This is a genomic window from Alcanivorax sp. HI0083 (genome assembly GCF_001635175.1).
The window spans coordinates 1-1,085 of the sequence record NZ_LWFX01000299.1 but is presented as its reverse complement, the minus strand read 5'-3'; the positions used below and the strand labels follow the sequence as shown (position 1 = coordinate 1,085).

1 protein-coding gene is annotated in these 1,085 nt (G+C 54.2%); it reads left to right on the top strand.

Features of this window, described 5'->3' with window-relative positions; translation table 11 throughout:
• Positions 1–838: putative solute-binding protein (locus A3754_RS27075; protein WP_063518831.1), on the top strand; the 838-nt coding region annotated here is incomplete at its 5' end.
• Positions 839–1,085 lie beyond the last annotated feature (247 nt).

Below are 1,085 nucleotides of genomic sequence, written 5' to 3'. Positions count from 1 at the left end.
TCTTGAGCTCAAGCCCTACACCGATGAAAAAATTGCCTCCGAAGACCTGAAGGCCGGGCAGTGTGATGCCGCCGTCCTTACCGGCATCCGTGGCCGTCAGTTCAACAGCTACACCGGCAGCATGGATTCCATTGGCGCGATCCCCAGCTACGACGCCATGCGCACCGTGATCACCGTACTCGCCAGCGGCAACCCCTCCATCAATGAAAAACTGGTTTCCGGGCCCTATGAAGTGGGCGGCGTTGCGCCAATGGGCGCGGCTTATCTGTTCGTAAAAGACCGCACCATCGATACCGTCGGCGAACTGTCCGGCAAATCCATCGCGGTACTTGAGTACGATACGGCACAGGCCAATATGGCGTCCCGCGTGGGCATGTCCCCCGTGATGTCCGACATCACAAACTTCTCCGGTCGCTTCAACAACGGCTCCGTGGATATCTGTTTTGCCCCCATTGCAGCTTATTCTGCTCTGGAATTGTATAAAGGCATGCAGCCTGACGGCGGCATCATCGATTACGTACTTGGTCAGCTGACGGCTCAAGTGATTCTGAAAAAAGACAAGTTCCCCGCAGACTTCGCAGCACAATCGCGCAAATACATGCTCGGTCAGTTTGACCGCGCCATGCGTGTGATTGAGAACGCCAACAACGAAGTCAACAAGAAGTGGTGGGTGCGCATACCTGAGGCAGACAAACTGCGTTACGACGAAATGATGCGTGATGCCCGTATCGCCCTCACCAAGGAGGGCACCTACAACAAGGACATGATGAGCCTGCTGCGCAAAATTCGCTGCAAGCATGAGCCATCCCGCGCGGAATGCGTAAATCCTGTTGAATAAACGCTTCAGGTAACTGGACGGGGCCAATTGGCCCCGTTTTTCCCTAACCACTCAGATTCTGTCACCCCCTCCACGGGTGCCAGGTAGTCAAGCTGTTTACACTGGCCTAGAATGCAGAGAATAAAGCGCTGAAACCCCAAGCGTTTTCTTTCTTTCGCTTTTACGGCGGTATAACAATAACCGGGTGCACAATGGATAAACCTTCTCTGACTGTTGCAAACCGTTCCGTGGCGGAATGGTTATCCTC